Source organism: Schumannella sp. GW821-FHT10F01 (assembly GCF_058809295.1).
This window is the reverse complement of record NZ_JBXASM010000025.1, coordinates 1-9,896: the sequence shown is the minus strand read 5'-3', so window position 1 is coordinate 9,896 and position 9,896 is coordinate 1. Positions and strand designations below refer to the sequence as shown.

Here is a 9,896-nt window from a genome sequence, read left to right as displayed (position 1 = left end):
GCCGATCGTCGCGCCGCCCGCGCCGCCCATCGCGGCGCCGCCCATCGCACCGCCGCCCGCCGAGCCGGCCCCGGCACCCGCCGCGACCGCCCCGGTGCCGGTCCCCGCCGCGGACGAGGACGACGACGACCTCGACAGCACCGTCGTCGTCGACCGCACGCCGCGCATCCCGTGGCGGCTGCTGACCGACGACGGGCAGATCATCGCGCTCACCGGCGCGAGCGCCGTGCTCGGCCGCAAGCCGTCCGGCGGCGAGGCGGACGTGCAGTACGTCGCGCTCGTCGACACGACCCGCACGCTGTCGAAGGTGCACGCGCGCGTCGACCTGGTCGACGGCGCCTGGGTCATCACCGACCTGCACTCCACCAACGGCGTGCTCGTCGCGGAGGCCGACGGCGGCGAGCGGCTGCTCGACGCCGGCAGCTCGGCCTCGGCCGACCGCCCGTTCGTGCTCGGCAAGGTCGGCATGCGCATCGCCTACGAGGAGCACGCCGCGGAGGACGCCGGATGACCGGGGTCGCCGCCGTCGAGCTCGCGGTGTCCGCCGTCACCGACACCGGCCTGAAGCGCACCGCCAACGAGGACTCGATGCTCGCCGAGTCGCCGGTCTTCATCGTGGCCGACGGGATGGGCGGCTACGAGGCCGGCGATCGCGCGAGCGCCGCGGTGGTCGAGGCGTTCCGCATCCACGTGCACGGACCGGAGTGGCCGCAGCTGTCCCACATCCGCGAGGCGCTGACGGCGGCGGACGCCGCGGTGGCCGACGTGGCCGCGGGCACGCGGCGCGGCGCCGGCAGCACCGCGACCGGGGTGGTGCTCGTCGAGCACGCCGGCGCGCCGCACTGGCTCGTCTTCAACGTCGGCGACTCCCGCGTCTACCGCCACGTCGGCAGCGAGCTCGAGCAGCTCACCGTCGACCACTCGCTCGGCCAGGAGCTCGTGGACCGCGGCGAGCTGCGTCCCGAGCAGATGCGCACGTTCTCCGAGCGCAACGTCATCACGCGCGCGATCGGCGCCGCCGACAGCACCGCCGACAGCTGGCTCATGCCGGTCACGAACGGCGAGCGGCTGCTCGTCTGCTCCGACGGCCTCCACTCCGAGGTCGCCGACGAGGCCATCCGCGCGACCCTGACGATGAGCGGCCGGCCGGCCTCCGCGGCGACGGCGCTCGTCGAGCTCGCGAAGCGCGAGGGCGGCCGCGACAACATCACCGTCATCGTGCTCGACGTCCTGTCCGGTGGCGGCGACGCGGCGCACGAGGGCGGCACCGACCTCGTCGACCTCGAGGGGCTCGACCCGTCCGCCGACGACACCACCGTGCAGGTGCGCGCGTGACCGACCGCGACGACGACGACGACCGCACGATCGTGACCGGCCCCCGGACCCAGGACGCGGAGCCCGACGACGGCACGATCGTCGTCGAGCGTCCTGCGCCGGCCCCGACGGCAGAGGACGCAGAGCCGGATGACGGCACCGTGGTCGTCGAGCGTCCTGCGCCCGCCGCGCCGGCAGAGGACGCGGACCCGGATGACGGCACCGTGGTCGTCGAGCGTCCTGCGCCGGCCCCGAGGGCAGAGGACGTCGAGCCGGATGACGGCACTGTGGTCGTCGAGCGTCCGGCGCCCGCCCCGACGGCAGAGGACGCGGACCCGGACGACGGCACCGTGGTCGTCGAGCGTCCTGCGCCCGCCCCGACGGCAGAGGACGCAGACCCGGACGACGGCACCGTCGTGGTGGAGCGTCCGGCGCCCGCCCCGCGGGCCGACGATGCCGATCCGGACGACGGCACCGTCGTCGTCGAGCGCGCGACGCCCGCCGCCGCACCGGCCCCCGCCGGCCAGGCCGACGACCCCGACGACGGCACGGTCGTCGTCCCGAGGCCCGGCACCCCCGTCTCGTCCACCACCGAGGGGCCGTCCGCGCTCGTCGTTCGGGCTCCGTCCACCCGACGCGCGAAGCGCACCGCGATCACGCTCCCGCCCGCGGGCACGGAGACCCGCACGGCGGTCGACGCGGTCGGCCCGAACGCCGTCGAGCGGTATCAGCCGCGGGAGCTGCCCGCGCCCCCGCCCGCGCCGGTGCAGCTCGAGACCGGACCCGAGGCGACCCGCGCGCCGGCGCCGGCCATGCCGTCCGTCTCCCGCCGCTCCCGCAGCGCCGGCCGCACGGCGCTGCTGCTCGCCGCGGTCGCGTGCGTCGTGTCGGTCGCCGGCCTCGTGCTCGTGGGCATCCTGGTCTTCGGCGGCTGAGCGCGCCGCAGCGGGCTCAGCGGGCGGCGGCGTCCTCGCCGCGGCGCCGGCGCAGCAGCACCGTGAGCACGCCGACGGTGCCGAGCAAGGTCGCGCCGATCACGCCGATGAGCACGGCCGTCGCGTTCGTCAGGGCCGAGGCCGGAGGCGCGTGGTCCGGCCGCACGACGCCGCCGGAGGCCGCCGGGGCGGATCCCTCCGTGTCGGCGAACGGGCTCTCCGGTCCGCGGATGCCGGGGCCGGGCTGCAGCGCGATCGCGTCGTACGGCTGCACCGAGCCCCAGCCGTCGACGTCGTCGCGCGCGTCGGCATCCGCACGGAGCGCGCTCGCCTCGAGCCGGTAGCGCCACTGCGCCGGCGTCTCCTCCGGGTGGGCGGCGGCGACGAGCGCCGCGGCACCGGACACGTACGCGGTCGCGAAGCTCGGCGAGGCGGCCTCGGCCTGGAACAGGCAGTCGCCGCCGCCGGTCTGCGCGCTGAGCACGTTCTGGCCGGGTGCCGAGATGGAGACCTGCGGCCCGTGGATGCTGTCGTCGTTCACGGTGCCGTCGGCGGCGATCGCGGTGACGCCGAGCACGCCGGGGTTCCCGGCCGGGTAGCGCTCTCCGTCGGCCGTGGAGGCCCCCTCGGTCTTCTGGGCCGACAGGCGGTTGCCGGCGCTCGCGACGATGAGCGCGCCCTTCGACTGCGCGTACTCGACCGCGCTGCGCACGCGCTCGTCGTCGGAGGTCGTGCTCAGCGAGACGTTGATGACCTGCGCGCCCGCATCGGCGGCGTAGCGGATGCCGGCGGCGAGACGCTCCTGCGTCGGCCCGAAGCCCGCCTTGATGGCCTCCTCGTCGTCGCTCTGGAACACGCGGACGGAGAGCAGGCGCGCCTCGGGCGCGAGCCCGATGACGCCGCTCTCCGGCGCAGCGCGCCCGGCGATCTGCGTGGCGATGATCGTGCCGTGGCCGTTCGGATCCGCGAGGCCGTTGGCTCCGAAGCCGTCGCCGACGAGGTCGACGCCGCCGGCGACCGCGCCGGTGAGGTGGGCGTTGCCGGCGTCGATGCCCGAGTCGACGACCGCGACGAGCACGCCGGCGCCCCTGGTGACGGGCCACGCGAGGTCGGTCTGCAGGGTGTCGAGCGCGGGCGGCCGCTGGGCGATCCACGAGAACTCGCCGGCCTTGCACTGCTCGGCGGCGCTCGCGACGGTCGGCGGCGCCGTGAGCGAGAACGGCGACAGCGGCGAGAGCGGGGCGAGCGCGAGCAGGCCGGCGACCGCCGCGGCGATCGCGACCGGGCGACGGGTGCGGCCGGTCACGATCCGGCGCGGGGCGCCGACCCCGCGGCCTTCTGCGTCAGCGCGGGTCCGGCGTCGAGGAAGCGGATCCAGCCGGCGCCGATGCGCGACACGTCCGCCGCTGCGTAGCCGAGCCGCAGCGTCGACTCGTCGCTCGACCCGGGGATCGCGTACGCGCGTCCCGAGCCGTCGACGAGGTAGCGGAGCGATCCGCTCTCGGCGCCCGCGCCCTCGGCCGACACGAGCGCGCCGCCGGCGCCCGCGACCGAGACGCCGCCGGAGGCCGGGGGCGTCGTGGTCGTCGCCAGCACGGTGTGCGGTGTGGCGCCGTCGTGCGTGAGCAGCGCGCAGGCGGTCTCGCCGGAGTCGAACGGGCTCAGCGGATCGCGCGGCCAGTCGACCGAGCCGGCGGGGTCGGCCGCGGTCGGGAGCGACGCCCACTCGGACGGGTCGCCGTCGATCGGGGCGCCCATGATCGCGCCGGTGCCGAGCTGGTAGAGCGCGAACGCGAGCGGCGAGAGGCGGGCGAGCTCGCCGTCCGCCGTGACGAGCTGACGGTTGTCCTCCGCGCTGCCCTCGGCGTGCACGACCTGGCCGACCTCGAGCTTCGTACCGGAGACCGCCTTGCCGGCGTCCTGCACGGTGAGCGGCTCGAAGTCCCCGCCGGGCGTGAACAGGTTGAGCCACGCGTCGTCGACCTCCACGACGGGGGAGGCGTCCATGCCGACGGCGCGGAGCACCGGATCGCGGTCGGCCTGCGCCACGGCGTACCGAAGCCCCGCCGCGACGACGAAGAGGTCGTCGCCACGCTGCACGACCGCCGCGTCGGTGGTGGCGGCGGCCTTGCGGCTCGTGCCGATGCCGACCGAGGTGGCGCCGTCCGCGGTGACGCAGGCCGTCCAGCCGTCGCCGACGAGGGCGGTGCTGCGGGGGAGCGTGTCCGGGGCGCCGAGGATGCCGACCGTGCTGCCGATCTTGATCTTCGAGAGGGTCGAGGAGTCGGTCGTGATGACCTTGAAGTTCTTCGGCGAGATGAGCAGCCGCGCGCTCGCAGTGTTGATCACCGGGTGCAGCACGCCGTTCGCGGACACGTAGCGCGCGCCGGTATCGCTCGCGAGGATGAGACGGTCGTTCTGCCAGTCGTTCGGCAGCCCGCGCTGGAACAGCCCCCAGAACACCCCGCCGAGTACGACCATCGCGGTGAGCGCGACGGCGGCGACGACGGCGCGGAGCGGCTGGGCCGGCTCGAGCTCCTTGCCGCCGGGTGCGCCGGAGGTGAAGGCGGTGAGCAGTCGTCGACGCGAGAAGCTCTGCGCGTCGATGAGGTCCTTCTTGGTTGCCACTCCCGGGTCAGCCGTTCAGTCCGGCGGCGATGACGCCGAGCGGCAGCAGTGCGGCGATCGCCACGACCTCGACGACGTCGGCCACGCGGCCGAGGCGGAGGCGGGCGCGCGGGCTGAGGATCGTCATGGTCACGAGCACCGCGGTCGCGGCGAGCAGCAGCACGAGCAGCGTGATCCGCATACCGGGCTGGGCGGCGACGACCGTGAGGCCGGTGGCCGCGAGGCCGACGGCGCCGAGCGCCATGAGCACGAGCACGCCGCTGCGCGCGTAGGTCTGCCGCGACTGGAACATCATCCCGACGAACGCGAGGGCGGTGAGCGCGGCGCCGGCCGTGCCGGACCCGGCGACGAGCGGTGCCGCGAGCAGCACCGAGAAGCCGAGCGCGAGCCGCAGCGAGATGAGCACGCGCTGGCCGGCCTCCGCGCGCCGGGTGACCTCGGCGGCATCGATCGGCTCGGGGTCGGCGAACATGTCGGCGTCGCTCTGGGGCGAGATCACGCGGATGCGGGTGGAGCTCAGCGCCAGCCACGGCAGGCCGTTGGCGAGCGTCGCGACGACCGCCGTCATGATCGCGTACGGCGCGACGCCGCCCGGGGCGAAGAGCGCCGCGACGAGCGAGGTGACGCCGATGGCCGCGCCGAGCGCGAGCGGCACGAGGTGGATCTCGGGCTTGTTCTGCGTGAACGCGAGCCCGGCGCCGCCGACGACGACGAGTCCGAGGCCGGCGGCGGCGAGCGGCCAGCCCCACACCTCGAAGCCCGGATGCGGCACGGCGAGGAAGCCGGCGAGCCCGCCGAAGAGCGCCGCGGCCAGGCCGAGCGCGTGGCCGGCCTCCGGCTGCCCGACGCGGGTGAGCACGGCGGCCGCCGCGATGAGCACGATCGCGCCGCCGCCGGCGATGATCGCGCCGATGCCGATCCCCGGTCCGGCGGCGAACAGCACGACGGCGCAGAGGCCGAGGAAGGTGAGGCTCACGGCCAGCGCCGTGCGGGCGTTGTCCTTCGGGGTCCAGGTGCGGTGCTGATCGGCGGTGGCGTCGAGCACGGCCTCGACGATGTCGTCGTAGACCTTCGGCTCGGCGACGAGGCCGCCGCGCGCGAGCGTGAGCAGGTCGCCGTCGCGCACGCCCTGGGCGCCGGCGCCGCGGCTCGGGTCGAGCGTCGACCCGTCGGCCCGCCGCAGCGCGTAGCCGGCGTGGGCGAGGGTGGGGTCGAGGACTCCGAGGCTGCGGGCGAAGCCCGGCAGCAGCTCGACGAGCGGCACCTGCGCGGGGATGCCCACGTCGAGTCGGCGGTCCTCGCTCACCACGGTCACGCGGACCAGCGCTCCCGGAGCGGCGACGGCCTGGCTCACACGGGCCTCCCGGATGGGTTCCCCGCCGGGGTCGACGGGACTGACAGACCCTCATAGTCTAGTCACGGCGTCCGCAGCGGATGCCCCGCGAGCGGGGGCCCCGGAACACATGTTGCGGAATTCTCGCTTTGCGCTTAGCGTGGTGTCTCGCCGGGACCGGACAGTCCGGTCGGCCGGTTCCGACGTGAAGGAGTTGTCATGGCAGACCTCATCTCTGCTGAGGAAGGTGCCCTCAAGCGGGGTGCGCAGGCTGTGTCCGAGGCGAAGGCCGGGATCGACCAGCAGGTCAAGACCGTGCGCGGCGAGATCGAGCAGGTCTCCGGCTTCTGGAAGGGCGGCGCGGCCACGGCCTTCACCGGCCTCCTGAACCGCTGGGACGAGGAGACCCGCAAGCTCAACAACGTGCTGGACACGCTCCACGACGCCCTCTCCGGCACCGAGCGCGACCAGGCGGCGACCGAGGAGTCGCACCAGCAGACCATCGGCAACCTGCAGGGGATGATGGGCGCCTGACGGCGGCCGTCGACCAGAGAGCAAAGAGGAGCATTCCAATGCAGTCCATGTCGGTCACCCCGGCCCAGGTCCACGCCCTCGCCGGCCAGATCCGCAACGGCGCCTCGGGCATCAAGTCGCAGCTCGACACGCTCGAGTCCGAGGTCAACAAGCTCCGCGGAGCCTGGGACGGCGGTGCGCAGGCCGCGTACGACGACGCCCAGCGCAAGTGGACCCAGTCCCTCACCGCGCTGCAGACCCTGCTCGAGCAGATCGCCGGCAAGACCGACGAGATCGCCGACACCTACGTGTCGAGCGACAAGTCGTCGGCCGGCCGCTTCGCGATCTGACCTCGCGCTGAGCGCACGGGCGGTCACCCTCCGGGGTGGCCGCCCGTTCCCATCTCCGGGCTGTCCCGGGCCGGCCCGGGCCCCCGTTGCGAGTCGGCCGACGCCGGGTAGAATCTGTGCTCGACTCGCGTTTTCGATGAAAGAGGACTCCGCATGCTCGACATCATGGTCTCGGCCGACGCGCTGCTCGCCAACATCGAGAAGATCCGGCAGCAGGCCCTCGAGATGCCCACCGGCGGCACCGTCATGGACTACGACGGCACGAAGCAGGGCATCGGCCAGGTCTACGGCCAGGCCCTCGGCAACGCCGGCATCACGATCGCCAACACGCTCTCCGACATCAAGCACGCCATGGCCGAGAACGCCGACGCCCTCAAGGCGGCGCTGACGCAGCTCTCCGGCACCGACGAGCTCTCGGCGCAGGACGCGAACACGCTCATCGGCATGATCGACGACGCCGTCACGGCGCAGTCGACCGAGGCGCCGGTCCCGGTCGTGCGCCAGCCCGGCGGCATGATCAGCAACTGACGTGAAGCGCACCGCGACCTCCGGCGCGGCGGCAGTCCTGGCCGTCGCGCTCGTCGTCGCGCCCGCGCTCCCCGCGTCGGCGGCGGACGCACCCGGCTCGTGGTGGTACGCCGGCGAGTCCGCAGGCGGGGTCCCGGCGGCGCAGGCCGCCGGCCTGGACGGGACGGGCGTGCGGATCGCCGTCATCGACGGGCTCATCGACCCGGACGTGCCGGTGTTCGAGGGTGCCGACCTCACCGTGCACGACTCGCTCTGCGGCGGCGGTGCGACGTCCACGACCACCGACCCGCAGCTCGGCCTCCACGCCACGAACGTCGTCGCGAACATCATCGGCAACGGAACCTGGTTCGACGGCGCGGCCGGCACGCGCGGCGCGGCGCCGAAGGCCTCGCTCGACTTCTACTCCGTCGGCGACCAGGGCGATCCCCTGAAGGGCCTCGCCTGCAGCAACGGCACGACGTCCGGCAAGACCATGGGCGCTGCCGTCGACGCGGCCGTCGCCGACGGTGCCGACATCATCAGCGTCTCGATCCTGCAGGGGAGCCTGACGGCGTCGCTGCAGACCGCGCTGGCGCGCGCGCTCAACCGCGGCGTCATCGTCCTCGGCGGCACGGCGGACACGCAGCAGCAGAGCGTGCTGCGCGGCTATCCGTCCGGCGCGAACGGCGTGCTCGGCGTCGGGTGGCACGACCAGCAGCTCGCCCTCGCCACGGCGGACGGCCGGGCCATCGACGACGGCAGCACGGATGTCGTCGCGCCGGGCGTCGGCGTCACGCTGCTCGGCGACGGGACCACCTGGAAGACCACCGGGCTCGGCTCGGGCAGCTCCTTCGCGACCCCGATCGTGGCCGGCTATCTGGCGCTCGTCATGCAGAAGTACCCGGACGCGACGCGCGACCAGATCCTGCAGACCGTCATCCGCAACACGAGCGCGATCGACCACCCGCTGCAGCGGGACGACACCGGCTACGGCTACGGGATCGTCTCGCTCGGCCACATGCTCCGCGTCGATCCGACGCAGTACGACGACGCGAACCCGCTCATCACCGACTCGAAGCTCGACGCGCCCTCGCGCGCCGAGATCGAGGCCGCGGGCAGCGGTCCGACGGACGACCCGTCGCCGTCCGCGTCCGGCACGCCCGGCGCCGCCGACGAGCCCGGATCCGCCGCCCCCGGCTGGCTGCTGCCGGTCGTGATCGGCGGCATCCTGCTCCTGCTCGTCATCGCCGGCGTCATCGTCGCGGTGGTGCTCGCCACCCGCAGGAAGACCTCGACGCCGGGCTGACCGGCGCCGCGAACCGCACTCGACCCCACACGACCGAAGACCAGGAGGACGCCATGGCCGACCGAGGACCCAACGAGCAGAAGCTCCACGATCTCGACGCCGCCGCTCAGTGGAACCTGACCGGCGCCGACGATTTCAAGACCTCGTTGCAGACCGTCAGCTCGCTGTTCAAGACGCTCGCCGAGGACTCCGGGCTGAAGGGCGAGACGGGCAACGCCGCCTCGAGCGCCTTCTCCACGATGGCGGACTCGATGATGAAGGTGCACGGCTGGGTGGGCGACATCCAGGACAACGTGCAGCTCGCGAACGAGGCGAAGGCGACCGCCCAGGCGAAGATCGACGCCCTCCCGTCGGCCGAGGTCGACGGCGGCACGGCGGCGGCCATCACCGCCGGCAGCACCGTGCTCGGCGGGATCGCGGGACTCGCGGCGTCGCACTACGGACTGAGCTGGTACGAGGGCGAGCTCGCGAAGAAGCGCGAGGAGGAGGCCGGCACCGCGAAGGACGACCTCGCCGAGAAGCTGCGGCAGCGCGCCGGTGAGCTCGAGCAGATCGCCGACAACCCGCCCGCGGTCCCCGTCATGGCGCCGAACCCGGAGCCGCCGCAGGAGCCGGCCTACCCCCGCGTCCCGTCCGGCCCGACCGGCGGCGGTCAGGGCGGCTCGAACACGGGCGGCGTGTGGCAGGGCCCGACGGGCACCATCATCGACGGTCCGACGATCACCGACTGGCCGCCGCGTCATCCGCCGACCGGTCCGATCGACATCATCGAGACCATGCCGCCGGAGACGCCCGTCAGCCCGACGCCGCTCATCATCGACGGCAACGTGACCGGCACCACCCAGCTCCCCGGGACCTTCCCCGGCACCACGGGCGGCACCGGCGGGTCGGGCTCCAACGCGCTCACCGGCGGCCTGCTCGGCGCCGGCGGCGCCGCGGCCATGGCGGCCGGCAGCCGGCTGGCCAACGGCGGCCTCGGCGGCATGGGCCTCGGCGGCATGGGCGCGGGC

General features: G+C 74.4%; 10 protein-coding genes and 1 pseudogene. 8 read left to right on the top strand and 3 right to left on the bottom strand.

What is annotated here, in order from left to right:
• The 3 genes from AC1RSJ_RS16550 to AC1RSJ_RS16540 form a co-directional block, all read left to right on the top strand.
• Window positions 1–511, top strand: a 511-nt coding sequence (locus AC1RSJ_RS16550) for an FHA domain-containing protein (protein ID WP_493119576.1), incomplete at its 5' end; no start/stop codon positions are given.
• The gene (locus tag AC1RSJ_RS16545; RefSeq protein ID WP_493119574.1) at window positions 508–1,335 is read left to right on the top strand and encodes a PP2C family protein-serine/threonine phosphatase; all 828 of its coding nucleotides are present in this window, start codon (window positions 508–510) and stop codon (window positions 1,333–1,335) included. The genes AC1RSJ_RS16550 and AC1RSJ_RS16545, both read left to right, overlap by 4 nt.
• Window positions 1,332–2,249 (top strand): hypothetical protein, encoded by a 918-nt coding sequence (locus tag AC1RSJ_RS16540; RefSeq protein ID WP_493119572.1) that lies wholly within the window; start codon window positions 1,332–1,334, stop codon window positions 2,247–2,249. The genes AC1RSJ_RS16545 and AC1RSJ_RS16540 overlap by 4 nt, the downstream gene beginning before the upstream one ends.
• 16 nt (window positions 2,250–2,265) lie before the next feature.
• Here the strand turns inward: AC1RSJ_RS16540 and AC1RSJ_RS16535 are convergent, their stop codons facing one another.
• Genes AC1RSJ_RS16535 through eccD form a run of 3 tightly spaced genes read right to left on the bottom strand, consistent with a single transcriptional unit; the run spans window position 2,266 to window position 6,231 of the window.
• Entirely contained in the window at window positions 2,266–3,555 is a 1,290-nt protein-coding gene (locus tag AC1RSJ_RS16535) for a S8 family serine peptidase (protein WP_493119571.1), read from the bottom strand.
• Window positions 3,552–4,877, bottom strand: coding sequence for a type VII secretion protein EccB (eccB, locus tag AC1RSJ_RS16530; protein WP_493119570.1), 1,326 nt, complete (start codon window positions 4,875–4,877; stop codon window positions 3,552–3,554). Before eccB ends, AC1RSJ_RS16535 begins: the two co-directional genes overlap by 4 nt.
• 7 nt (window positions 4,878–4,884) lie before the next feature.
• Window positions 4,885–6,231, bottom strand: coding sequence for a type VII secretion integral membrane protein EccD (eccD, locus tag AC1RSJ_RS16525; RefSeq protein ID WP_493119569.1), 1,347 nt, complete (start codon window positions 6,229–6,231; stop codon window positions 4,885–4,887).
• A 198-nt stretch (window positions 6,232–6,429) separates the two neighbouring features.
• Between eccD and AC1RSJ_RS16520 the strand changes: the two genes are divergently transcribed.
• From AC1RSJ_RS16520 to AC1RSJ_RS16500, 5 genes and pseudogenes are all read left to right on the top strand, one after another.
• Window positions 6,430–6,744, top strand: coding sequence for a WXG100 family type VII secretion target (locus AC1RSJ_RS16520; RefSeq protein ID WP_493119568.1), 315 nt, complete (start codon window positions 6,430–6,432; stop codon window positions 6,742–6,744).
• 47 nt (window positions 6,745–6,791) lie between these two features.
• On the top strand, window positions 6,792–7,073 hold the full coding sequence (locus AC1RSJ_RS16515) for a WXG100 family type VII secretion target (protein ID WP_493119567.1): 282 nt from the start codon (window positions 6,792–6,794) through the stop codon (window positions 7,071–7,073).
• A gap of 153 nt (window positions 7,074–7,226) precedes the next feature.
• Window positions 7,227–7,601, top strand: coding sequence for a hypothetical protein (locus tag AC1RSJ_RS16510; protein ID WP_493119565.1), 375 nt, complete (start codon window positions 7,227–7,229; stop codon window positions 7,599–7,601).
• A gap of 1 nt (window position 7,602) precedes the next feature.
• Window positions 7,603–8,886 (top strand): S8 family peptidase, encoded by a 1,284-nt coding sequence (locus AC1RSJ_RS16505; protein WP_493119564.1) that lies wholly within the window; start codon window positions 7,603–7,605, stop codon window positions 8,884–8,886.
• A gap of 53 nt (window positions 8,887–8,939) precedes the next feature.
• Window positions 8,940–9,896, top strand: a pseudogene (locus AC1RSJ_RS16500) (hypothetical protein); the annotation flags it as partial.

Coding starts and splice junctions, on each gene's coding strand:
- AC1RSJ_RS16545 (WP_493119574.1), top strand. CDS start 508: ATGACCGGGGTCGCCGCCGTCGAGCTCGCGGTGTCCGCCGTCACCGAC.
- AC1RSJ_RS16520 (WP_493119568.1), top strand. CDS start 6,430: ATGGCAGACCTCATCTCTGCTGAGGAAGGTGCCCTCAAGCGGGGTGCG.
- AC1RSJ_RS16515 (WP_493119567.1), top strand. CDS start 6,792: ATGTCGGTCACCCCGGCCCAGGTCCACGCCCTCGCCGGCCAGATCCGC.
- AC1RSJ_RS16510 (WP_493119565.1), top strand. CDS start 7,227: ATGCTCGACATCATGGTCTCGGCCGACGCGCTGCTCGCCAACATCGAG.